Consider the following 24044-nt stretch of genomic DNA (forward strand, 5'->3'; position numbering starts at 1 on the left):
ATGAAGAAGCTGCAAATTTATTTGCGTGATCGGCTGCTCGTCATCATTGGTCAGCTCGCCATAGTTCTGTTAGGAGCGGGTCTGTTCCTAATTGAGCGTTACCGGCACGCAGCACTGATCGATCTCTCAAGCATGTACTATTACATAGTTCTTGCATGCGTAGCTATTGCGGTCGGGCATATGATTAACTACATACGTATTCGTCCTTATTACGAATCCTTGCTTGAAGCAATACATAGTAAAGAGCCGCTCGAAGCGATTTATATATTGCATGGGGAGGTAAGTAAAGAGCAAGAGCTGATGCAGCAGCTGCTCGTTAATCAACAGAGAATGTATAAAACCCAGCTTGATGCGATGGAGAGAAAACGCGAAATCCAGCATCATTTCACACTGCAGTGGGTCCATCAGATGAAAACACCACTTTCAGTGCTCGATATGCAGCTGCAGCAAACAGCTGACCGATTAAAGCAGGGGAAGAGCTTGTCGACGAATGAGCAAGCTGATCTGAGTCGCAGCATGAGTGAGGAAACAGAAAAGCTAAACAATGGACTTGATCTGATGCTTAGCTCAGCGAGATTAGACAAGCTAGAGCTTGATCTGCATATTAAACCAGTAGAGCTGCATACGGTCATTCGGGAGTATATTAATCGCTATAAAAAGCTGCTTATTCAATATTCAATTTTTCCTAAACTAACTGGTGAGGCGATTGCAGCAACCGATCAAAAATGGTTTGGATTTATTATGAATCAGCTTATAACCAATGCAATTAAATACAGTAAACTCAAGCCTGGCAGTAAAAGTCTATACATTGTAATTGACCAGCAGTCCGATGTAACGAGTGTAACAATAAAGGATGAAGGGATCGGTATAGCTGCTACAGATATTAAGCGTATCTTTGATCCTTTCTTTACTGGTCAGAACGGACGAATGACTGGGGAATCGACAGGAATGGGGCTTTACCTTGCCAAGGAGGTTTGCCAGCGCTTAGGACATATGTTGAAGGTAAGCTCTTCACAAGGTGAAGGAGCAGAATTTACTTTAATCATCAAGGAATCTGGTATTCACCGTTTGTAGCATGGGTTAGATGAAGGTGACAACATTGTAAGGTTCTCTGAAAGGTACATCGATGTCTAAGCGCCATAGGCTTCGCTATAATAAAAGCATCAAAGAAAGCGATAAGGAGAATTTTACAATGAGTGTACTAAAAACGATAGCCCTTGGGAAAGTATATGGTTCCAATAAAAATGTATTATATACTGCCTTGAAGGATGTTGATATAGAGATTGAAAAAGGAGAATTTGTTGGGGTGATGGGACCATCAGGAAGCGGTAAAACAACGCTGCTTAACCTGCTGGCAACGATTGATAAGCCGACGAGTGGTACGCTCGAGATCAACGGCATTGACCCGACAAAGCTTAATGATCACAAGCTTGCGCTGTTTCGCCGACGCGAGCTAGGCTTTGTGTTCCAAGATTTTAACTTGCTGGATGCGTTAAGTGTGAAGGAGAATATAATTCTTCCATTAGTCATGGAAGGCTTAAAGCCAAAACTAATCGAACAGAAGCTGAAGCCTATTGTACAGCTGCTGCAGATCGAGGATTTGCTTAACAAGCGCACCTATGAGATCTCTGGTGGACAGAAGCAGCGTACGGCAATCGCACGCGCCATTATTCACGAGCCATCATTGCTGCTTGCTGATGAGCTTACAGGCAATTTGGATTCGAAGGCCGCGAAAGATGTGATGGACACCTTGAAAAAAATGAATGAAGAGCTCAGTGCGACAATTCTAATGGTAACGCATGATCCATTCTCGGCAAGCTATTGCCAGCGCATTATCTTCATTAAAGATGGTCGTCCCTTTACGCAAATTAATCGCGGTTCAAGCAGACAAGTATTTTTCCAGCAAATTTTAGATGTACAGAGCATGCTAGGAGGGGATTTTGATGACCTTTCGTTCCCTCGCTCTTAAAAATGTAAAAGAAAATTGGCGTTCCTATAGTGCCTTTTTCTTAAGCAGCTTGTTTTCCGTGGCGATCTTTTACATTTACTATGCATTTCTTGTACATCCAGATGTCGTGAACGGTAAGCTGTTTGCTGCCAATCAGGTTCGAACTGGAATGAGTTTTTGCTTATACCTTATTGCGATCTTCAGCTTTATTTTCATTCTATATTCTAGTGGTTCCTTTTTGAAATCTCGTAAAAAGGAATTTGGATTGTTTTCTTTATTCGGCATGACACGAGTTCAGCTTCGTAAGCTTGTATTTATTGAAAATATGGTGATTGGGCTGTTGTCGACATTAGCGGGAATAGCAGCCGGTATTCTGTTTAGTAAGCTGTTCTTTATGGGATTAGGAGCAATACTGGAGCTAGAAGAACAAATTCGTTTTGCTGTGCCGATCAAAGCCGTCGTAATGACGATCATAATTTTTGTTGGAATATTTTTCGTTATTACGCTGTATACGACGATCCGTATGGGAAAAGGGCAAATTATCGAAATGCTTCAAGCTCATAAACAGCCGAAGGGTGAGTTGAAATATTCAAAGTGGCAGGTTGTTGTTGGATTAATTAGTATCGTATGCGGCTACGGCTTAGCAGTTACGATGACTCCAATGACCTTTATTATTACTGCATTGCCAGTACTTGCCTTCGTCGTTATTGGTACGTATTTACTGTATTCTCAGCTTAGTATTGTGTTTTTGAATGTACTCAAGCGAAGAAAAAAATTGTTTTATAACAAAACAAATATGCTAATTATTGGACAGCTTGGCTATAAAATTAAAGATAATGCACGAATCCTGTTTACGATCACTATACTAAGTGCGGTTGTCATGACGGCAATGGGTACGATCTATGTGCTGCATACATCAGGTAAAAATCAATCCTTTGCCGAAAGTCCATATGCGGTTGCATGGGTCGAGACAGCTGATCCTAATGTAGAGCAGCTGGACAGAAAAGTGCTAGACGAGCTTATCGCTAAGCATAAGCTAAACGTGAGCAAGGAGCAGCAGATTAACGGGTTAAAGCTTGAACAATATAAATTAAATATTAATGAAATTACTTATTCCTTCGGCAACGATGAGCTATCGACGATGATCATTCCGCAATCTGAATTTAACGATAAAGTTAAAAGCAGTAAGCAGCTTAAGCTGTCGAATGAAGAAGCAGTAGTTTCGAAGAGTTATTTCAATAATTTGGTCGATTATACTGGAACAATCAAGGGGAATGTTGGCGATCAAGCGATAGAGCTACCTGTTAATGAGATTCGTACAGATACGGTCATGAACACGATTTTTTATTGGAGTTACTTTCTCGTCATCGTATCCGATGAATATTATGAGCAGCTGTTAACACATGAGAATGTACAGACTTTTTCTATACATGGCATTGAACTTTCCGATTTGAATAAAAGCTTGCCGATGCTAGAGGAGCTAAGAAGTCATATCTCCGAAGCTGCAGATGAAAACGTTCATTACACACGTAATATCGTATATCAAAACTTTGTACAATCTACTTCCTTAACGATTTTTATCGGGATGTTTATCTGCTTGCTATTCTTTATTGCTGCAGGTTCATTGATTTACTTTAAGCTATTTACCGAGCGCGATGAGGATGTGGCGATGTTCAAAGGTTTAAGCCGAATCGGTATGACCTATAAGGAAATGAGAAAAATTATTACGACGCAAATCGGCATTATCTTTTTCCTTCCATGCATCGTTGGCATCATTCATGCGTTGTTCGCGATGCTGGCACTTGATAGTTTGCTGGGGGAAACATATTGGATGTACGCGATGATTGTGTTTGGGATCTATGTAGTGATGCAGATCATTTACTTTATTATTGCAAGTAATAGTTATTTACACAGCATTGGTAAAGGCTCCAATCCTGTAACATAATTTACGAAACAACGCAGTAGGAGAAACAAGCAATAGGGCTGTTATGATCTGAGAGAGATCATAAGCAGCCCTATTATGCTATTCTCGAAGGAAAGATAGGACTTGTCACCATTTGAGGAGGAGATGTAATGAAAGTGACCAATCAGAACGGATCGGCATTGAGTTTTATTAGCGATTGCGAATACCTGGAGCATGATATACGTAAACATCGCCTGCACGATATTCAGCATCCGTTGAGCAGGAATAGCATAGTCCATTAGTAAAGTCGACCAGTGATAAGCGGTAGCCATGCTTCGCTCCGGTATCAATGCCTATTCTGCATTCATCGACAAACAGTGAGCCAGGATTGACTCCAAGCTTGAATGTTGGTGTATGGCCGAACACGATGCGTTGACCAGCCGTTCCCCCCGCATCTGAGTCTAGCTTAGTTCGCAATGTAGAAAGCGGATGCCTTGTAAAGGACTCCCGAATCTCTGTCAATTCTCGCAAAGGATGCAGATTAAGCTGTAGACCTGGTCTAACTCCAGCGTGTACGAAAAGATATCCATTTTCTTTATAGTAGGATGGCAGCTTACGGATAAAGCGTAAATATCTAAGACGTTGTGCCGCACTTCCGCGTCTTAGGGTTGCCAATTTAAGCTCATGATTGCCTGGTAGAGCAACGGCTCCCTTATCCACTAGCTGGTGCACAGTATCGACGAGACGCCAAGTAATCGGTTCCCCAGCTTCAATAAAGTCCCCCAAAATGACAAGCTGATCCTTGCTCGCGTCGTACTTTGCGGCTTCAAGCAGTGAAAGAAAGCCTTGCCGATGTCCGTGAATGTCTGATATAGCCAGCAGCCGTCGTTTTGAGCGTCTAGCTGATCCATGCTGCACTGCATTCACTACCTTCTTTTTTAGTTGAAGTCCTACACTTAATATATACGCGAAGTGCCCTAAATGTCTCGGACAGCAGTCTAGTTTACATTATATTAGCCTGTCTTTTTCATAAGTGTGTCGCACCTAAGCGTTTGCCAGACCAGCGCGTCATATGGTATGTTGAAGCATATGCGATAGATTGGAGTTATCTATATGAAGTCATTAGTTTTAGCTGAAAAACCAAGTGTAGCAAAGGAAATTGCACGTGTGCTAGGCTGCACCAATAAATCAAAAAGCTATATTGAAGGCCCAAAGTATGTCGTAACATGGGCGCTAGGGCATCTTGTTGAGCTAGCGGAGCCAGAGGCTTATGATAAAAAATATAAAACGTGGGCGCTAGAGGATTTGCCATTGCTTCCTCAGCGTATGAATATCCGAGTAATGAAGGAAACCTCGCATCAGTTCAAAGCGATTGCTGCACTCAGTAAGCGTTCGGACATTAAAGAGCTAATTATTGCAACCGATGCTGGAAGAGAAGGAGAGCTCGTTGCGCGCTGGATTATGGAGCTCATCCATTGGAAGAAGCCGTTTTATCGGCTATGGATTTCTTCACAGACGGATCAAGCGATTCGTGACGGCTTTAGCAAGCTAAAGCCAGGAGCGGAATATAATAACTTATATCGCTCAGCTGTATGTCGCGCTGAAGCCGATTGGCTGATTGGGCTTAATATGACGCGCGCACTCACATGTAAATACAATGCACAGCTTGCAGCAGGACGTGTTCAGACGCCGACGCTTTCTATCATTATGGAACGCGAGCAGGAGATTGCTCAGTTTCAGGGCAAGCCTTATTGGCAGCTGCAAGCACAGCTTGGCGGCTTTACCGCAATGTGGAAGCAGCAATCGTCACATGACGGTAGACTATGGCAGCAAGAGCAGGCTGAGCAGATTAAAGAGAGCATAAAGGATGTAAAGCAAGCAACAGTAGCGTCGCTTAAAGTTAGTGAGAAGCAAGAGCAGCATCCACTTGCCTATGATTTGACAGAGCTGCAGCGGGATGCGAATAAAAAGCTCGGCTTTTCTGCTAAGATGACGTCAAATGTGCTGCAGAAGCTGTACGAGCAGCACAAGCTCGTTACGTATCCCCGGACAGATTCACGTTATTTAACGAGCGATATGGCAGCGACACTTAAGGTGCGTTTAGAGCGAATTGCGATAGGTCCTTATCGCGATTCTGCGAAGGCTATTCTGAAGAAGCCACTTAATATTACAAAGCGAATCGTTGATGACAGCAAGGTCAGTGATCATCATGCGATTATCCCGACAGACGAGCCTGTTCAGCTCAATGTGCTCACTAACGATGAACGTCGTCTATACGATCTAATTGTCCGGAGATTTCTAGCTTTATTTAGCGGCCCATATCGTTACGATGAGACGAGCGTCGAGCTAGCAGTGAAGGATCAACGATTTTATGCGAAGGGCCGAGTCGAAAAGGACAAGGGCTGGCGTGAGGTTTATACCGTATCAAGGGAGCCTGAGGAGCAGGAGGAGGAGCTGGCGCTGCTGCCAACTCTAAAGAAGGGAGATCAGGTTGCGCTGCGCGGCATGATTGTTAAATCAGGCATGACAACGCCACCCCCACGTTATACTGAGGCATCGTTGCTCTCCATCATGGAAAAGCATGGTCTTGGTACTCCGGCTACCCGTGCTGATATTATAGAGAAGCTCCTATCCACGGAAACGATTGAACGTCGTGGACACTCGCTGCACCCAACAGCGAAGGGCAAGCAGCTTATCGAGCTTGTTGTAGAGGAGCTAAAAAGTCCGCAGCTGACTGCAAAATGGGAGAAACAGCTGGAGGATATCGCGCGCGGACGAGGCGATGCGAAGCAGTTTATGACTCATATAAGAACGCAGGCCGAGCAATGGGTCGGTCAAGTGAAGCGTGAGAACAAAGAGTATAAGCCGCACAATATAACCAACTCTCGCTGTCCACAGTGTAACGAGCCGTTGCTTGAAGTGAAAGGTAAGCAAGGCAAGCGATATGTGTGCGCGAGCAGAGAATGTAATTATAAGCGGATGGCAGAGCCAATCAAAATTAATAAGCGTTGTCCGCAATGTCGTAAAAAAATGGAGCTACACGACGGGAAGGCCGGAAAATACGCACAATGCCGTCCTTGTAATGTCATCGAGAAGCTGGATGATAAAGGAAATGCTAAAGTAAATCGTAAAGAAACAGCGAAGCTTCTTAAGCAGTATAGTAATGATGGCGGCGGCCTAGGTAACAGCCTTGCTGAAAAGCTAAAAGCGGCACTAGAACAAAATGAGTAAGCAATGATATAGGGATAATAAAAAGCCCGCATGTTTTTCGATCGAATCGGAAAACATGCGGGCTTTTGTATTTCATCTATGAAACTTAAAGTCTAGTAGACGGCTGCACAAGAGTTATAGACTATCTTTCATATACTGTTAGAGGTAGTTCAAAAAGACCGCCTTTGATCACGAAGTTTTACTGATCGTTTATTCGGCATCGAATTTTGAATTCAGCCGAGCTTTCCGATGCTCACGTACCAAAAACGTACGCTGCGCTTCTCAAGCTCTAGCTTTATTCAAACTTCTCGTTGCTGAAAGGCGATCTTTTTGAACATCGATTTGAAGTGGTAGTTCAAAAAGTCCGCCTTTGATCACGAAGTTTTACTGAATGTATATTCGGCATCGAATTTTTGAATTGGAACGTTAGATAGAACTGAAAGGAGAGACTTATATGTCTTGGCATACTGGTCGCAAAATCGCAAGCAAGACCGTTAAGCAAGCTGCACTGCTGTCTCATCCTGAAATAGCATCGCATATACCTCCAACTAGAAGCTTTAGCTATGAGAATTTAAGAGATATGCTCTATCAGCATAGTATGGTTTATATTAAACCAGTCGTAGGAACTGGAGGCAATGGGGTCATTCAGGTTAAGAAAACTACGGAAGGCTTTGCCTTTCATGCTAAAAGCAGTATTCAGCGTTTTCAAAGCTTTGACGCTATGTTTCAACAATTAAAAAGAAAAATGAGAAATCGTAAGTATATGATACAGAAAGGAATAGATCTGCTGACGATAGATGGTTGCCCAGTAGATTATCGTGTAAAGTATGTGTACGAATCCGGAAAGTGGCATTATCGCGCCATTGTAGGCCGTAAAGCTAAACGAGGTCTTGCCGTTACAAACTTGACACAGGGTGGTAAGCTGCTGCAAGGCTCCGTAGCTATTCGTAAAACGCTGGGAAGCGGTGCGGTACAAAGTAAGAAAGGGCAGATGCTCCGATTAACCGAGCTTAGCACCAATGTCCTTACTAGACAGTATCCTGGACTGACTCATCTCGGCTACGATTATGGCATTGATAAGTACGGTAAGGTATGGATGCTGGAAGTGAATACGAATCCTCACTAAGGACGAGAGGCATAGTATAATAGTCTTATAGATTGATAGTGTAAATTAATAGAAAAATAGTTTCTATTAATTATTTTTATAGGACTGTTGGATTAACGGACTGTGGATAACTGTATCCACATTATACCATTAGTTAAACGTGGAAATTTGACAAATATACACATCAAATACACAACATATCCACAATAGTTTGTTAATAATGGCAAGTCTTGTCGTATTTCGAAATAGATGCTAGTATTGGGTTAATCCAATAATTAGGAGGTGGTTGTAGTGAGGACTTTGAGTGATGAGCAGATGAAAGAGCTATATATTGAGGCTGTATCGAAGGATGTTGATAGCGATTTTATTCAGCTGATCGTGATAGAGCTACAACGACGTGGACTCGGAGTTCACATGGCCCCATCCAAATTGACGGAGCACCAATATACGGCATAACACAATGAAAACGGATTAGATGATGCAATTGATCTACTTATTCGTATTGGTAAGGTTAGAAAGTCGATATAGATAAAGAAAGGGAGGCTATTGTGCAACACGCTAATTGCAGTGTTGCACAATAGCCTCCCTTATATTTATTGCGCCGAAACTACAGCTTCATATTACTGCTATGTCCTGGAGACAGCTTAGCCGTTGGATCAACATATACCTTTGCGTTATTGATCGCTGTTGGAGCTTCACCGAATCCTACAGCAATGAGCTTCAATTTACCTGGGTATGTTGTAATATCGCCAGCTGCGAAAATACCAGCAATATTGGTTTCCATTCGAGTATCCACGACGATAGAACCACGTTCGATCTCAATTCCCCATTCTGCTATAGGGCCAAGAGAAGATACGAATCCAAAGTTAACGATCACAGCATCAACGTCAATCGTTTGTTCTTCTTTGCTCTTAACATCCGTAAGCGTTACGCTAGTAATTGTATCATCACCATGCAATGCTGTTATTTCAGTTGGCGTAATAATGTTAACAGAAGAATTCATAAGCTGCTCAACACTATGCTCATGAGCTCTGAATTTATCACGACGATGTACAAGCGTTACGCTTTTAGCAATTGGTTCAAGCATAAGTGCCCAGTCTACGGCAGAGTCACCGCCGCCGCTAAGTAGAACGCGTTGATCTTTAAACCGATTCAAATCACCAACGAAATAGTGTAAGTTCGTTTTTTCAAATTTTTCAGCCTCTGGCAATTCAAGACGTCGAGGAGAGAAGGCTCCTACTCCAGCTGTAATAATAACCGATTTTGCATAATGAACCGCTTTGTCCGTCGTTACCTCGAAAAGGCGCTCATCAAGCTTTTTAACGTTGGTTACTTTTTCTTCTAAGCAAATCTCTTGCTCGAATAAGGACATTTGTTGCTTCAAACGATCGACTACCTCTTGAGCAGTTACTTTAGGGAAGCCGGCAATATCATAAATATATTTCTCAGGATATAAGGCAGCAAGCTGACCGCCTAGCTGAGGCATGCTTTCAACAATTTTAACAGAAGCGTGGCGCATACCACCATAAAATGCTGCAAACATGCCAGCAGGGCCGCCACCGATAATTAAAATATCTACTGCTTCTGTTTGACTTACGGGATTAGTCATGATTTACCTCCAACATTCTATTTATAAATACCCTATTATTATAGACAATTATTTGCCAGAAAGGAATGCGCGTTTTGTAATTTTCACTATGATTAATTGTGCAGTATGCTAAATATTTTCGTATAAAATAACCTTGAAAATATGTTTGAAAGTCTGTATCATTTCTGATGTATATATGCAAGCTGTAAAATTAACTCCTGTTAGCGTTTGTCTTAACGACATTTTTCATGCACTAGAGTTACCTCACTTCATATATGAACATCAATAACACAACGTTGATGCTTGTGTTATTTTTTTACATATGAAGTCGAGAATAGCTTATAATGAGACAATGTTTCATTACGAATACATTTTATATATAATGAATGTTCAAAGGACATACTGGAATTTTTGAACATTTATCTAAAGAGAGAGAAACTTTATACCGTAATATGGGGTCCAAATATACAGAACAGATAAATGAATGGATGGGATTCTACGATGAGCAACATACCGAAAATAGTTATTCTCGGTGCAGGATATGGTGGCATTCTAACTGCACTAAGGTTGCAAAAAGAATTAAATTATAATGAAGCAGACGTCACGCTCGTTAATAAGCATGATTACCATTATTTCACGACGCATCTGCATATGCCAGCAGCTGGTACAGATAAGCCTGAAAATGCGCGAGTTAATATTTCGAAATTAATTGATGAATTTAAAATTGATTTTGTAAAGTCGACAGTGGTGCAAATTCGTCCACAAGACAAAAAAATAATATTAGAGGATGGCACGCTCTCTTATGATTACCTTGTGATCAGCTTAGGCGGAGAGCCTGAAACGTTTGGCATTCCTGGACTTGCTGAGCACTCCATGAACATAAGAAGCATCAATTCCGTGCGCCTTATCCGCGAGCATATTGAATATCAATTCGCACGCTATAAGCGCGAGCCACATCGCCTGGACTATCTTACGTTTATCGTGGGTGGCGCTGGCTTTACTGGGATTGAATTCGTCGGTGAGCTGTCTGATCGAATTCCAGAGCTGTGCAAGTTCTATGATGTAGACCCTGCACTTGTAAAAATCTATAATATTGAAGCTGCTCCAACCGCTTTACCAGGCTTCGATCCTGAGCTAGTTGAGTATGCAATGGACGTTCTAACGAAGAAGGGTGTAACCTTCCGACTAGGAACACCAATAAAGGAATGCACATCGGAAGGTGTCGTTATTGGTGAAGGAGAAGAGATTAAGTCTGCGACAGTTATATGGACTGGAGGCATACGTGGTAATCGTCTAATCGAAGAGGCAGGCTTTGATACGATGCGTGGTCGCGTTAAGGTCGATGAATATTTGCGTTGTCCTGGAACTGAGAATATTTATGTGCTCGGTGACAATTCTTTAGTATTTAACGATGAAGGACGTCCATACCCGCCAACAGCTCAAATCGCGATGCAGCAAGGTGTTGCATGCGCTCATAACTTAACTGCTTCGATTCGCAATCAAAGCCTGACGAAGTTTGAATTTAGTAATAAAGGTACGGTCGCATCTCTAGGTAAAGGTGAAGCGATAGGTCTTGCATTCGGCAAAAAGTATACAGGTCGCAAGGCAGCTTGGATTAAAAAGCTTATCGACATCCGCTATCTATTTATTATCGGTGGTATTCCACTCGTGTTGAAAAAGGGTAAATTTTTATAATGAGACATTGCAGCGTACAGGTTAGAGGATTGCTGACGCGAGATGAGCTTGATCGATATAATGCATTGATGGAAGTAGGCTCATACTTGGAATCGCAGAAGAGATATGATCTATCTGCTACTGTGCAGAAGGAAGTAGATATTCTTATCTTACCTGCGATTGAACGTCTTAAGGAAAAAAGCCGTGCAAGGGATGCTGCAACGGCAGAATATTTAGAGCAAAAGCGTAAAGCAGAAATCGAAGCTCAGCTTGCTGCATTAGCAGCTGAAGAGGATGAAGATTAACGGATAGCTTAACTGCTAAGAAGTAAATAGGGGTGATCTTTTCGACAATGTCGATAAGATCACCCCTATTCGTGCTGTAGCTTATACAGCTAGAAGCATAGCTTATACGCTAAGCAGCTTTGTCCACTTTTGTTCGTCTAAAGCATTTCCTACATAGAAATCGCCGAACTCGCCATAACGTGCACTCACTTCATCGAAGCGCATCTCGTAGACAAGCTTCTTGAACTGCAACGCATCATCAGCGAACAGTGTTACGCCCCACTCCCAGTTATCAAAACCGACAGAGCCAGTAATGATTTGCTTAACTTTTCCAGCGTAGGAACGCCCGATCATGCCATGACTGCGCATAAGTGCCTTACGATCATCCATGCTAAGCATGTACCAATTATCATTTCCTTCACGACGTTTGTTCATCGGATAGAAGCAAATGTGCTTAGCATTAGGCAGTGCAGGCTTCAGTCTTGCAACCACCTCTGGGTTTTGCATAGGATCCCCACCACTGCCGCCTGCCAAGTAATTGCTCAGCTCAACGACGCTAACGTAGCTGTAAACATTGTATGTATACGAGGCGAAGCTTGTTTTGTTAAATGCAACCTCGAGCTCATTGAGCTCCTCCAGAGATTCGCGCAGATGCATGAATACTAGATCTGCTTTCTGACCTACAATAGAATATACAACGGTGCTGCCTGTGCGAGCCTCGCTTACTGAACCCCATTCCTTTAAGAACTGTTGAAGCTCCTCGGTTGCTTTTTGACGCTCAGCTTCATCAGCCAACCTCCATGCTGTCCAATCAATCGCACGGAAATCATGCAGAGCATACCAGCCTTCTAATGTTTGTGCTGCTTCACTCATTATATTTAAAACTCCTTTCAATAGCAGATGATATAGATATGTAACCATTGTAGCTTAATGAAATGAGGGTAGCAAATGGCGGGAATGTGACAAAAGCGAAGATGTGAATTGACTTTGACTTAGGGATTCATTACACTGAAAAAAGCTAGTTACATAGAGGAAATGGTAGATAGGAGGCTGCAAGCAGTGCTACAAATTATTTTTGCGACGATGCTTTTTATGGTTATTACGTTTGGCATCGGATTTATCGTAAATATGCTAATAAAAACAACTTGGTTTCCGACATATTTCTTTATCGTTTTAATTATCGTATTGGCATTCTGGGCACCTTGGAATGGAAATGATGAAAAGCTTATCGATGTCATTACGCAGTATACATTTATTGACTTTATTCCAGTTATCGGCGCAATCGCTGGAGCAATCATTAGCGGATATGCGATTCAAGCGCTACGCAAGGGCGGTTACAAAATGTTCTAGTATATGGGCGTTGCTTAATACTAATAGACTGATGTACAATAGATTTCTCATGAGTGGTAGTTCAAAAACTCGAAGTTGATTACGAAGCGACATGTTCTAGTATGGTCGACATCGAATATGACCGGCTACCGAAAACTCCGTTGCTCACGTACCAATTACGTACGCTGCGCTACTCGTTTTCTAGTATCCAGCCATCTTCTCGGTACTGAACTCCGAGCTTTTGAACCTTTATTGAAGTGGTAGTTCAAAAACTCAAAGTTGATTACGAAGCGACATGTTCTAGTATGGTCGACATCGAATATGACCGGCTACCGAAAGATTATGCTTCCGATGTATGTTTTCTACGAAAACATTTAAGCTCACGTACCAATTACGTACGCTGCGCTACTCGTTTTCTAGTATCCAGCCATCTTCTCGGTACTGAACTCCGAGCTTTTGAACCTTTATTGAAGTGGTAGTTCAAAAACTCGAAGTTGATTACGAAGACTCCGTACCGAACTTAGAAACGAATATTGAATGTATACAATAAAAAAGAACTTCAGCTACTGGGGTTCTTTTTTATGTTTAACGACACGAAGCATACGAACTCAAGTAGATTTATGTTAAAATAGAAGGAAGATTGTCAAAAGGATGGAGAGTCGATTTAATGCGGATTCAACAGTTATTCGAATATACTGAGCATCATCGTTTTTATTGTGTCCGTGATTTTTCATTAAGTACAGTAGATTATCGAATGCTCGCTTTAATCTATAAGCCGCTCGTTGGTGCATTTGCGATATCACTGTACGAGCAGCTCTGCGCAATGGTGCCTGAAGGCAAGACGGGCTATTCGCCGCTTGAGCCGCATCGACGCTTGCTGCTAGGTCTTGGACTTGCTTTGAATGAGCAAAGCCGGAGCTATTTGCTAGAGCAGCTGTCTCGCCTAGAGGCAATTGGCCTTTTGCAAAGTGCGCGCTTCATTCAAGCGGAGGATGATGATTATATCTATGAATATGAGCTTGCTAGTCCGCTTCCACCAAATGAGTTTTTTCAAAATATACATTTTACGATGCTGCTAAGAGATAAGCTTGGCAAGTATGCGGTTATCGATATACGTGAACAGCTACACGCGCCACTACCAGAGGAGCTTAGTGAGCTGGATCATGAAAAAGAGAATTTATCAGTGCCATTTTACGAGTTATTCAAGCTGAACGCTTCTATAGTGGATGACGAGCTTGAGCAAGCGTTAAAGGAAGTAGCTCCAACGCGTGCAAAACCAACGGTACATATGACTGCATCAGCAGGTTATACGTACAGCGAAATTATTATGCGTTTCCCGCGTAACTCGAGTAATCGATATTTTGTTGAGCAGCTGCGAACAAAAACAGAGCAACTCGCGCAAATTAACTATGTTGCTTACAAATACGAGCTATCACTCATTCAGATCTCGAGATTGCTTGATGAGGATGGAGTATTCGATGTAAGTGGTGAGCTTGATACGGATTATATGCAGCGAATTGCAGTACAGCTGTTTCGTCAGGACAAAAAGCATGATGAGGATCGTGCTCGTCTGTTAGCTCGAACGGAGAAGTTCCAAGAGGATATTCAAGAGGAGGCCTCTACTGAGCACGTTGAAGAGCCAGAGCATGATGTGGACGAGCAATATTACTTACCAGTTCCAAAGCTGCTTGCAGGCTACTGCGACATTCAACAATACAATGCGCTTATGCGCAATGAGCCGCATATTCAATTTCTTAAGCGATACTTTCCAGGTCAGGTGCCTGATTGGGTGTTAAATGTGTTTGAGCGTATGGATTTACATTACAAGCTTGTTCCGCCAGTGATTAATGTGTTAATCCATTATGGTATTGGTATGAATGAGACTGGACGCGTAACGAAGGCTTATCTGGACTCTATCGCATCCAATATGCTGATGAAGGGGATAGACAGCTATGAGAAGGCTGTTCAATATGTACGTGATCAGGAACAGCTTGAGCAGCAGATAGAGCGACGTCGAGAGGATGCTAATAGTCCTGCCATTCGACCAGCTGCAAATGCAAGCAATGGCGGTTATGCACCTCGTAGCAGCAATCGCAATCGTGGCTTTAGACAAAAACCAGTTATTCCAATCATTAATAACGAACAAGTGGCTGCTGCACAGATCTCAGCTGAGGAGCTAGAAGAGCTGCGTCAGCTAGCTAAAAAGTTTGATCAACAGAAATAAAATATTAGAGGTGAACAGGGATGGAATCGTTAGGAAAATTGCTTAAGTCGATGCCTAATGGAGCGCAGATGATGCGCATGGTAGAGCAAAAACAGGCTGAGTTGCTTGATGACCCTCTGATTGTCGCATTGCGTGAGAAGCATCCAGACCTCACCGATGAAGCTATTCGAATGAATTTGAACAGGCTGCACCAATATGTGACCGAATATCGCAGCTGCAGTAATTGTCCTGGGCTAGAACGATGTCCTAACGATTTTGCAGGGCATTATACGATGCTTCAGGTTGAAGAGTTGAACGGACAGACGCAAATTATCGATAAGAAGGTTTCCTGCAAAAAGCTGCGTGCTAAACAGCATGAAAATCAACTTCGCAGCCGCATTCGCAGCTTCTTTATCGATGACAAATTGCTTAAGCGTCAATATTCGGCTGATGATATTATTGCTAGTGATCTAGAGCGTGCTAAGATCGTTGGCGAGTTGTTAAAATACATTGATCGTACCAATGAAGAAGGCTTGTCTGCGAAGGGGCTTTATTTGGCTGGTGATTTTGGAGTAGGTAAGACGTACTTAATGTGCTACGCGCTACAGGAACTCGCTAAGTCAGGTTATTCTGGCGTAATCGTCTATATGCCTGATTTTGTAGAGGACTTGAAGGTGCTCATGCACGAGCCCGCTAAGCTAAAGGAAACGGTAGACTTAATGAAGGAAACAGATCTGCTCGTATTCGATGATATCGGTGCCGAGAATCTTAACCCTTGGGTGCGCGATCATGTGCTTGGGGCAATATTAAACTATCGTATGGATCGCAAGCCGACATTCTATACATCCAATTATCGACTTGCTGATCTAGAGAGTCATTTTAGCTTTACGAACAAGGATGGGGAAGAGCATCATAAAGGTAGACGTCTTATGAATCGTGTCGCGCCTTATGTGGATGAGCTCGTTGTAACTGGAAAAAACAAACGAGGTCACTTCTAGGCTCCGCTCAAATGTCCCATCGCTCGAACATTCCTACGGAATGAGGGTCGCGGATGGATACATTGAGCTGCGCGGGGGCTTCTCTTTATTTATGTTTGGCTACGATGAAAAGATTCATCTGCATAGACTAACGTAGCAAAGTTAGAGGGGTTCATCGCTTTGCTCAAATATCTCGTTCGCTCGAACATTCCTACGGAATGAGGGTCGCTCACGAGACATTTGAGCTCCGCTGATGCTTCTCTTTTTTTATGTTTGGCTACGATGAAAAAGATTCGATGGCATAATCTAACGTAGCAAAGTGAGTGTCTCAGCGCTCCGCTCAAATGTCCCATCGCTCGTACATTCCTTTGGAATGAGGGTCGCGGATGGATACATTGAGCTGCGCTGGGGCTTCTTTTTTGCTGTTTGTCAGCGATGAAAAGATTCGTTGGCATAGTCTATCGTAGCAAAGTATGAGTGTCTCAGCGCTCCGCTCAAATGTCCCATCGCTCGAACATTCCTACGGTATGAGGGTCGCGGATGGATACATTGAGCTGCGCTGGGGCTTCTTTTTTGCTGTTTGTCAGCGATGGAAAGATTCATCGGCGTAGACTATCGCAGCAAAGTGAGAGGGGTTCATCGCTTTGCTCAAATATCTCGTTCGCTCGAACATTCCTACGGAATGAGGGTCGCTCACGAGACATTTGGGCTCCGCTGATGCTTCTCTTTTTTTATGTTTGGCTACGATGAAAAGATTCGATGGCATAGTCTAACGTAGCAAAGTAAGTGTCTCAGCGCTCCGCTCAAGTTTCCCATCGCTCGAACATTCCTACGGAATGAGGGTCGCAGATGGAGACATCGAGCTTCGCTGGGGCTTTTTTTATTGAATTTCTTAGAAGGAAGAGGCGCTATCATCTAGATTAGTCGTTGCAGCTTGAGCTCACAGTCCTTTGTATTAGCAGTATAGTATTCCAAATAGTTTACGGAGCCATTGTAGTTCAAGTAAGCCTCATACCGCATGCGAATTGCGGGTAAAGCAATGAAGTCAAGCACCTTATCCTTCGGTACCCACTTACAATCGCTCGTTTCATCAGAAGTTGTTAATTCTCCGCCAACAGCTTGGCATACGAAATCGAACATGACCTTAGTCGGTACGTCGGTCACACCGTCATGCCATTTATGTATCGCGGTATTTGATACCACATTAACGAGATGACTAACAGATGCGTCTATGCCACTTTCTTCCTTGATTTCACGCAGTAGGCCATCAATAAGGTTCTCACCTATTTCTGTTATCCCTCCAGGATACACCCATCCATCGTCATGTGCTTTTACTAATAGTATATTTCCTTCGCCATCTTCTACAATTCCGCCAGCCGATACAATATGTGTAGGGAATGCCATATTTCAAAACCTCCAATTATTATGAGTTACATACAGATTCCACATAATACCGTATTTCCCTGCTGTTACATATTTTCTGTTGCAATCGGAATGAGGATTCGAAGATGGGGAGACATTGAGCCATGCAAGGGTTTATACTAGAAAGCAAGGAGCGCATCGTACGCTCTTGGTACGTGAGCACGCAGTTTTCGGTAGCGTTCAAGATTCGCCGTCGAATAATCATCATAAGCATACGCATCGTCATCAAAGTCGAGTATTTTGAACTACATCTCTAGAAGAATCTGGACTTTAGTCTAGTATTCTCCCTCCCCCTCCGCACGATGTGCAGCGTTTTTTTCTATGTTACACTTCATATTGTTAGTACATAAAAGGTTGATCGGGCATTTAGCTCAAATATCGAAAGGGTGGAACGTATGTTAAGAAAGGCAATTGTAGGACCTGTCCTATTGCTTCTAGGGGTATACTTTTTGTTAAATCCAGCTGGAGAAATGAGTACAGGCTACATATTTGCTCATTTTTGGCCAACGCTGTTTGTAATACCGCTTGGTTTGTTTTTTCATTGGCTGTACTTCGGAGTACTTAATAAAAAAGGAATAGGTCTGCTTATTCCGGGGGGGACCTTGCTCGTAGCAGGAATTGTCTGCCAGATATCGATGCTGCTGGATAACTGGGGAAATATGTGGCCTGGTTTTATATTGGCAGCTGCAGCAGGGCTGTTTGAATTTTACTGGTTTGGCACTCGTAATAAATGGCTGTTAATACCAATCTGTGTGTTAACGATCTTGTCACTGCTATTCTTTGCCGTATTTGCGTTAGGCAGCTTGATGAATGAACAACTCTTCGGTCAACCGATTCTAGCCATTGTGCTTGTGCTTGCAGGTCTGTTCTTTATGGCTAACAAAAATAAATCTACATAGTACCACTCAAAAATTTTATACGAGCAACAAATTTGGAAAGGGGCTATCACAAGATAGCCCCTTCAATTTATAGCGCAACTACTCTGATAAATTAATAGCATCATGTGTCACTCTGTAAACTACGTAATGACGACTCCACATTTGTTTTACTGTAATGATTGTTTCTTGACCGTTCTTTTCAAAAAAATAACCAGCGCCTTCCTGATCTATGAAATTCCATCCTTCTTTCATCATTTTTTTGATAAGTCTTTCGTTTTGAGCATTGGCTTTCGTCAAATAGTCGCCTTCCTTTTCCATTTTGAGAATTTGATTTGAATTTTTATTGAGTTCAGTGATCAGCTTAATATTGTGATATCCGATGTTATTGATGAAAATTGCTGCAGCAATTATACTAACCAGAAAGAATGCTATAACGCTTGCTATAACGATTTTCCAAGTTTTTTTCATATAAGAAGCTCCCTTGAGAAATACTATTTTAATAGATATTTATAGTAGGCTGGGAATTCTCTTATAATTGAGTAAAGATCTCTAAACTCAAAGATGTCGGCATGAGCGGAGTAGATTTCCTCAATTCCCATTTTACTAAACGCTGATTTTGTCCTAGATATATGAAAATACTGCGTAATAATCATTACCGAGTCCAATTGTTGCTCATTCATAATATGGCTAGTATTTTGAGCCGTCATATATGAGTTGTACCCGTTATTATCCTCTATTATTTTATCTTCCGTTATCCCTTTTTCTATTAAGTATTCCTTCATAACCTTAGCCTCATCAAAGCCTTCTTTGCCAATACCGCCACTTACAACGATATAGGTGAAGTAGCCTTCTCTGTATAGCTCTGCTGATTTGTCTAGCCTTGCTTGTAATCGCTTAGAGGGCTGTCCTGTAGTCTCAACTTTATTGCCTAATACTACAGCTATATCAACTGGTTTTAATTCATCGTTCAGCCCGTCCATTACAATGACTATCGTGTGAATGATAAACCAAAGCAATAGAGCTGCTGCGGCTGCTAAGAAAAAACGTTTAATAAAATGAACAGTGTTCAACTTCACACCTTCAATCATTATTTTTTGGTATAACGCATTGTATGTTTATGCCTCTTCTTGCTACCTAGTTAACGAAGCTAAGCAACGTAATGTTGCAATTGCAAATCCAATAGTAAAGCAGATTACGTGAATCAGCTAAGTGAGTATTAGGTGAAGCATTATAATGTGGGAGCCAGCAATAGACTTAAAGCTACATGAAGTGTAATAAGTCATTTATAAGTAAATCTAATCATTCGCATAAAAAAAACTATTGACAACGCATGGCAGTAATTGTTAATATCACGACATAACCAACTAAACAGATAGGAATAATAATTAATGACCGGACCACCGGAATGAACGTTAGCCTATCCCGAATAATAAGGGGGAAGTGTCTATGTATATCCGGTCTATTCGTCAATTTTTATTATTGTTCTCAGCAGTAATTCTTATGGTGGGTCTGCTTGTTGCTTGCGGTCAAGGAAACGGCAACAACAGCAATGAATTGAGCTCATCGAATAAGGTTAATAGCAATGGGAAAGAGGAGTCAAAAAGCAAAGAGTCTAACGAGCAAGCTAAAGCGAAGGACGCTGTGAAATTATTAAATGTATCCTATGATCCAACGAGGGAGCTATATGTTGAATTCAACGAAGCCTTTGCCAAGCATTGGAAAGAAACGGCCAATCAAGAGGTAACGATCGAGCAGTCTCACGGTGGATCGGGTAAGCAAGGTCGTGCTGTTATCGATGGTCTTGAAGCAGATGTTGTTACGCTGGCACTTGGCTACGATATTGATGCAATTGTAGATGCAGGGCTTATCGAGCCTGACTGGCAATCGCAATATGAGCTGAACAGCTCGCCTTACACCTCAACAATTGTGTTTCTTGTTAGAAAAGGAAATCCAAAAAATATAATCGATTGGGATGACCTGATTAAGGAAGATGTAGAAGTTATTACGCCAAATCCAAAAACGTCAGGTGGAGCAAGATGGAATTACCTTGCCGCATGGGGCTATGCATTAAAGCAAAACAACAACGATGAAGAGGCTGCGAAGCAATATGTCGCTGAGCTGTTCAAGCATGTTCCAGTTCTAGATACAGGGGCGCGCGGCTCTACGACAACGTTTGTCGAGCGAGAGATAGGAGATGTACTGCTAGCATGGGAGAACGAAGCGTACTTATCGATTAATGAGCTAGGTCCTGATAAATTCGACATTGTCTATCCGTCATTAAGCATACTAGCTGAGCCGCCTGTAGCGATCGTAGATAAGGTTGTTGATAAACGCGGAACAAGAGAGGTTGCAGAGGCTTATTTGCAGTTTCTATACACAGATGAAGGTCAGAAGATAGCCGGGAAAAATTACTATCGACCAACGAACCAAGCGATAGCAGAGCAATTCAATGATCAATTTCCAAAGCTTGAGCTGCTGCAAATCGATGAGGACTTTGGTGGCTGGAAAGCAGCACAGGAAAAGCACTTTGCAGAGGGTGGATTATTCGATCAAATCTACACACCTGGGAGCTAATTCATCGATTCTTCAGTACAATTTAAAGGAGAAAGATTGCCATGTCAAAACGTTCCATCATTCCAGGCTTTCGACTCAGCATCGGTATATCTGTGTTTTATTTAAGCATACTCGTACTCATTCCGCTTTCGATCATCTTTATCAAATCATTTGAGCTTAGCCTAGCGCAATTTTGGGATACGATCATTAATCCACGGGTATTGGCTTCCTATCGCATCAGCTTTGTTACAGCATTTTGCGCAGCCATAATCAACACCGTTTTTGGGCTAATTGTAGCTTGGGTGCTCGTACGCTATCAATTTCCAGGTAAGAAGATAATTGATGCGCTTGTCGATATTCCATTTGCACTGCCTACTGCTGTTGCTGGTATTGCGTTAACTGCACTATATGCGAAAAATGGCTGGATTGGTTCGTTGCTAGAGCCTCTTGGCATTAAGGTTGCCTATTCACCGCTTGGCATCATTGTTGCCCTGACTTTTATCGGTATCCCTTTCGTAGTAAGGACGGTACAGCCTGTAATTGAGGACTTAGAGAAGGAGATGGAGGAAGCAGCCGTCATGCTTGGCGCATACCGTCTTAGAACATTTCTTCGAGTGGTACTGCCAACGCTGTATCCCGCGCTGCTTACAGGCTTTACGTTAGCCTTTGCCCGTGGAATAGGCGAGTACGGATCTGTCGTTTTCATTAGCGGTAATATGCCGCTTGTTACAGAAATATCACCGCTTTTAATTATGACGAAGCTGGAGCAGTATGATTATGCAGGCGCAACGGCCATTGCAGCTGTGATGCTTATTGTATCCTTCCTACTTCTATTGCTCATTAATTTGCTGCAGTGGTCGATGAATCGCCGCATGACGGCTAATTCTTAGGGAGGGGAGCATATGGCTGGAGTCGTTAGATATCATGCTACCACGAAGAAGCAGACCCGAGAAAAGCATATCGATGAATCGCTCGTCGTACGGTGGACGCTGATCTCTATAGCAGTTCTGTTTATTACAATTATGATCATATTACCGTTGACGGTCGTTATGACAGAAGCTTTAAAGAAGGGAGCATCCGTTTATTTTGCGGCAATTGCTCATGAGGATGCGATGTCTGCGCTGAGGCTCACATTAATCACTGCCTTTATCGCCGTACCGCTTAATACCGTATTTGGCGTACTCGTTGCTTGGGCGATTTCAAAGTTTAAGTTTCGCAGAAAACAGCTGCTGCTAACGCTTATTGATTTACCTTTTGCAGTATCACCTGTTATCGCTGGCTTAGTGTTTGTGCTCATGTTTGGCGCGCAGAGCTACCTCGGTCCTTGGCTTTCCGAGCACGACATTAAAATAATATTTGCAGTGCCTGGTATTATCATTGCGACGTTGTTTATTACTGTTCCATTTGTAGCCAGAGAAATTATTCCGCTTATGCAACAGCAAGGAATTACCGAGGAAGAGGCGGCTGTAAGCTTAGGCGCAAAGGGCTTTCAGGTGTTCTGGCGGGTAACCCTTCCCAATATTAAATGGGGCCTGCTATATGGAATTATTCTGTGTAATGCCCGCGCAATGGGCGAGTTTGGGGCTGTATCGGTCGTCTCGGGTCACATACGTGGACGCACCAATACACTGCCGCTGCACGTAGAGATTTTATACAATGAGTATCAATTCTCAGCGGCATTTGCGATTGCTTCCTTGCTTATGGTGCTTGCGATTATTACGTTGATTGTTAAAGCGATTGTGGAGTGGAGAGAGGAAGTTCAAAACATTCACCTTTGATCACGAAGTATTCTGCTGTAGATTATTCGACATCGAATCTTGAATTCAGCCGAGCTTTCCGATGCTCACGTACCAATTGCGTACGCTGCGCTTCTCAATCTCTAGCTTCTTTCAACCTTCTCGGTGCTGAAAGGTGAACATTTTGAACACATATTGGAAGAGGAAGTTCAAAAAGTACACCTTTGATCACGAAGTAACTCGCTGTAGCTTATTCGGCATCGAATCTGAAGTGCTAGCGAAAATTCTGTTGCTCACGTACCAACACCGTACGCTGCGCTACTCATTATCTACTAGCCCATCAGCTTCTCGGTGCTGAAAGCTGAACTTTTTGAACTCATATTGGAAGAGAGGAAGTTCAAAAAGTAAATCTTTGATCACGAAGTAGCCCGCTGTAGCTTATTCGGCATCGAATCCTGAATTCAGCCGAGCTTTCCGATGCTCACGTACCAACACCGTACGCTGCGCTACTCATTATCTACTAGCCCATCACCTTCTCGGTGCTGAAAGCTGAATTTTTGAACACATATTGGAGAGAGGAAGTTCAAAAAGTACATCTTTGATCACGAAGTAGCCCGCTGTAGCTTATTCGGCATTGAATCTTGAATTCAGCGGGGCAATCAGGCGCTGGAAGCTGTACGTTTAACTGCATAATGTATATTTAAGGAGGTATATAAAATGACACAAGAAATGGATAATATTTGGCAGCAGCGCATAACGGAGCAGCTTGCAGGTATGCAATACGGTCAAGTCATTGTAACGGTGCATGATGGTCAAATCGTGCAAATTGATCGCATGGAGCGCACCCGATATCCATTAGCCTCCGCCAAGGAAAGTGAAGGGCCACTATCAGCTTCTAAGAAGAAGTCAGCCAGCCCTAGACTTGCCTCAAGCTAGCTCACGTGGATAACGATGAAAAAGCCCGCAACCATTCTCATGACGAGAAAAGGTTGCGGGCTTTCATGTTGATACCGCCGCATTACATCATTGCTTTCGCAATAACAGCAGCAGCGAACACAACGGTCATAAAGCCAAGCATTACAGCAAAGCCTACAATAACGTCTTTAAGATCGTCACGTGGTTCTTCGTTGATATGTTGACGTGGATCGCGTACATTTTCCATCCTGCAGTCCTCCTTGACAGACCAATTGCTTTTCCTAGTATACCCAATAATTTGCTGTATTGTAAAGCTGCA

General features: G+C 42.6%; 23 protein-coding genes. 16 read left to right on the plus strand and 7 right to left on the minus strand.

Annotated elements, in window-relative coordinates; all coding sequences use genetic code 11:
- The 3 genes from M3180_RS13815 to M3180_RS13825 all read left to right on the plus strand — a co-directional run bounded on the left by M3180_RS13815 (window position 1) and on the right by M3180_RS13825 (window position 3893).
- Window positions 1-1074, plus strand: a complete 1074-nt coding sequence (locus M3180_RS13815; protein ID WP_251668466.1) for a sensor histidine kinase — start codon at window positions 1-3, stop codon at window positions 1072-1074.
- Between the two features lie 118 nt (window positions 1075-1192).
- Window positions 1193-1969 (plus strand): ABC transporter ATP-binding protein, encoded by a 777-nt coding sequence (locus M3180_RS13820; protein WP_251668468.1) that lies wholly within the window; start codon window positions 1193-1195, stop codon window positions 1967-1969.
- Entirely contained in the window at window positions 1944-3893 is a 1950-nt protein-coding gene (locus tag M3180_RS13825) for an FtsX-like permease family protein (RefSeq protein ID WP_251668470.1), read from the plus strand. Before M3180_RS13820 ends, M3180_RS13825 begins: the two co-directional genes overlap by 26 nt.
- Window positions 3894-4061: 168 nt before the next feature.
- Here the strand turns inward: M3180_RS13825 and M3180_RS13830 are convergent, their stop codons facing one another.
- Window positions 4062-4769 carry a metallophosphoesterase gene (locus tag M3180_RS13830; protein ID WP_251668472.1) on the minus strand — a complete coding sequence of 236 codons (708 nt, stop codon included), beginning with the start codon at window positions 4767-4769 and terminating at the stop codon, window positions 4062-4064.
- A gap of 195 nt (window positions 4770-4964) precedes the next feature.
- On the opposite strand from M3180_RS13830, the gene M3180_RS13835 reads away from it, so the two are divergent.
- From M3180_RS13835 to sda, 3 genes are all read left to right on the plus strand, one after another.
- Window positions 4965-7082: a DNA topoisomerase III gene (locus tag M3180_RS13835; RefSeq protein WP_251668474.1), complete on the plus strand. Its 2118-nt coding sequence runs from the start codon at window positions 4965-4967 to the stop codon at window positions 7080-7082.
- A 433-nt stretch (window positions 7083-7515) separates the two neighbouring features.
- The gene (locus M3180_RS13840) at window positions 7516-8187 is read left to right on the plus strand and encodes a YheC/YheD family protein (protein WP_251668475.1); all 672 of its coding nucleotides are present in this window, start codon (window positions 7516-7518) and stop codon (window positions 8185-8187) included.
- A gap of 270 nt (window positions 8188-8457) precedes the next feature.
- Window positions 8458-8622 carry a sporulation histidine kinase inhibitor Sda gene (gene sda, locus M3180_RS13845; protein ID WP_251668476.1) on the plus strand — a complete coding sequence of 55 codons (165 nt, stop codon included), beginning with the start codon at window positions 8458-8460 and terminating at the stop codon, window positions 8620-8622.
- Window positions 8623-8773: 151 nt separating this feature from the next.
- Here the strand turns inward: sda and M3180_RS13850 are convergent, their stop codons facing one another.
- Window positions 8774-9775: an NAD(P)/FAD-dependent oxidoreductase gene (locus M3180_RS13850; protein ID WP_251668477.1), complete on the minus strand. Its 1002-nt coding sequence runs from the start codon at window positions 9773-9775 to the stop codon at window positions 8774-8776.
- Between the two features lie 480 nt (window positions 9776-10255).
- Here M3180_RS13850 and M3180_RS13855 point away from each other — a divergent pair, with 480 nt between their 5' ends.
- Entirely contained in the window at window positions 10256-11449 is a 1194-nt protein-coding gene (locus M3180_RS13855) for an NAD(P)/FAD-dependent oxidoreductase (RefSeq protein ID WP_251668478.1), read from the plus strand.
- Window positions 11449-11733, plus strand: coding sequence for a hypothetical protein (locus M3180_RS13860; RefSeq protein WP_251668479.1), 285 nt, complete (start codon window positions 11449-11451; stop codon window positions 11731-11733). The genes M3180_RS13855 and M3180_RS13860 overlap by 1 nt, the downstream gene beginning before the upstream one ends.
- A gap of 102 nt (window positions 11734-11835) precedes the next feature.
- Here the strand turns inward: M3180_RS13860 and hemQ are convergent, their stop codons facing one another.
- Window positions 11836-12585, minus strand: coding sequence for a hydrogen peroxide-dependent heme synthase (gene hemQ / locus M3180_RS13865; protein WP_251668480.1), 750 nt, complete (start codon window positions 12583-12585; stop codon window positions 11836-11838).
- Window positions 12586-12771: 186 nt separating this feature from the next.
- On the opposite strand from hemQ, the gene M3180_RS13870 reads away from it, so the two are divergent.
- From M3180_RS13870 to dnaI, 3 genes are all read left to right on the plus strand, one after another.
- Window positions 12772-13062 (plus strand): YuiB family protein, encoded by a 291-nt coding sequence (locus tag M3180_RS13870; protein WP_251668482.1) that lies wholly within the window; start codon window positions 12772-12774, stop codon window positions 13060-13062.
- A 646-nt stretch (window positions 13063-13708) separates the two neighbouring features.
- Window positions 13709-15265 carry a replication initiation and membrane attachment family protein gene (locus M3180_RS13875; RefSeq protein ID WP_251668490.1) on the plus strand — a complete coding sequence of 519 codons (1557 nt, stop codon included), beginning with the start codon at window positions 13709-13711 and terminating at the stop codon, window positions 15263-15265.
- A 20-nt stretch (window positions 15266-15285) separates the two neighbouring features.
- Window positions 15286-16242 (plus strand): primosomal protein DnaI, encoded by a 957-nt coding sequence (dnaI, locus tag M3180_RS13880; RefSeq protein ID WP_251668500.1) that lies wholly within the window; start codon window positions 15286-15288, stop codon window positions 16240-16242.
- An 894-nt stretch (window positions 16243-17136) separates the two neighbouring features.
- Here the strand turns inward: dnaI and M3180_RS13885 are convergent.
- Window positions 17137-17625: an NUDIX hydrolase gene (locus M3180_RS13885; RefSeq protein WP_251668502.1), complete on the minus strand. Its 489-nt coding sequence runs from the start codon at window positions 17623-17625 to the stop codon at window positions 17137-17139.
- Window positions 17626-18038: 413 nt separating this feature from the next.
- Between M3180_RS13885 and M3180_RS13890 the strand changes: the two genes are divergently transcribed.
- Complete coding sequence (locus M3180_RS13890; RefSeq protein WP_251668504.1) at window positions 18039-18542, plus strand: hypothetical protein; 504 nt, start codon at window positions 18039-18041, stop codon at window positions 18540-18542.
- A gap of 78 nt (window positions 18543-18620) precedes the next feature.
- On the opposite strand, the gene M3180_RS13895 is transcribed toward M3180_RS13890, so the two are convergent.
- Both M3180_RS13895 and M3180_RS13900 read right to left on the minus strand, forming a co-directional pair.
- On the minus strand, window positions 18621-18989 hold the full coding sequence (locus M3180_RS13895; RefSeq protein ID WP_251668506.1) for a hypothetical protein: 369 nt from the start codon (window positions 18987-18989) through the stop codon (window positions 18621-18623).
- Between the two features lie 23 nt (window positions 18990-19012).
- Entirely contained in the window at window positions 19013-19591 is a 579-nt protein-coding gene (locus M3180_RS13900) for a YdcF family protein (RefSeq protein ID WP_251668508.1), read from the minus strand.
- 376 nt (window positions 19592-19967) lie between these two features.
- Between M3180_RS13900 and M3180_RS13905 the strand changes: the two genes are divergently transcribed.
- The 4 genes from M3180_RS13905 (at window position 19968) to M3180_RS13920 (ending at window position 23746) form a co-directional block, all read left to right on the plus strand.
- The gene (locus M3180_RS13905) at window positions 19968-21095 is read left to right on the plus strand and encodes a sulfate ABC transporter substrate-binding protein (protein WP_251668509.1); all 1128 of its coding nucleotides are present in this window, start codon (window positions 19968-19970) and stop codon (window positions 21093-21095) included.
- Window positions 21096-21136: 41 nt separating this feature from the next.
- Window positions 21137-21964, plus strand: a complete 828-nt coding sequence (gene cysT / locus M3180_RS13910; RefSeq protein ID WP_251668510.1) for a sulfate ABC transporter permease subunit CysT — start codon at window positions 21137-21139, stop codon at window positions 21962-21964.
- Between the two features lie 12 nt (window positions 21965-21976).
- Entirely contained in the window at window positions 21977-22852 is an 876-nt protein-coding gene (cysW, locus tag M3180_RS13915) for a sulfate ABC transporter permease subunit CysW (protein ID WP_251668511.1), read from the plus strand.
- Window positions 22853-23527: 675 nt separating this feature from the next.
- Window positions 23528-23746, plus strand: coding sequence for a YezD family protein (locus M3180_RS13920; RefSeq protein ID WP_251668512.1), 219 nt, complete (start codon window positions 23528-23530; stop codon window positions 23744-23746).
- 82 nt (window positions 23747-23828) lie between these two features.
- Here M3180_RS13920 and M3180_RS13925 read toward each other — a convergent pair whose 3' ends face one another.
- Window positions 23829-23972, minus strand: coding sequence for a YqzM family protein (locus tag M3180_RS13925; RefSeq protein ID WP_251668513.1), 144 nt, complete (start codon window positions 23970-23972; stop codon window positions 23829-23831).
- Window positions 23973-24044 lie beyond the last annotated feature (72 nt).

The sequence above is a fragment of the Paenibacillus camelliae genome (assembly GCF_023715345.1).
GTDB lineage: Bacteria > Bacillota > Bacilli > Paenibacillales > Paenibacillaceae > Pristimantibacillus > Pristimantibacillus camelliae.